The organism is Vreelandella neptunia (genome assembly GCF_000712975.1).
GTDB classification, from domain to species: domain Bacteria; phylum Pseudomonadota; class Gammaproteobacteria; order Pseudomonadales; family Halomonadaceae; genus Vreelandella; species Vreelandella qaidamensis.
Genome location: NZ_JHQL01000020.1, coordinates 1 through 230, shown reverse-complemented (window position 1 = coordinate 230; position 230 = coordinate 1). Strand labels below are relative to the sequence as shown.

At 61.7% G+C, this 230-nt stretch carries 1 protein-coding gene; it reads right to left on the bottom strand.

Annotation, left to right across the window (positions count from 1 at the left end; translation table 11 throughout):
- The coding region (locus CR46_RS18500; protein WP_035537077.1) for a hypothetical protein at nt 1-230 on the bottom strand (230 nt) is incomplete at both ends.

Here is a 230-nt window from a genome sequence, read left to right as displayed (position 1 = left end):
CCCGGTGCACCGTCCTGGATCGAGATGGTGGTTAGGCCATCCGTGCCGTTGGGGCCCGCCGGACCGGCTAGGCCGATCGTGCCATTTTCGCCATCGATAGCAACGCCGTCTTTACCGTCCTTGCCGTTGACGACAATACTGCCTGGGGTGGTGTCATCCCCCACGATCAGGTCACTGCCCAGGGCGAAGTCGATTGCGTTATCGCTCACCGTGGTGATGATGCTGCCATC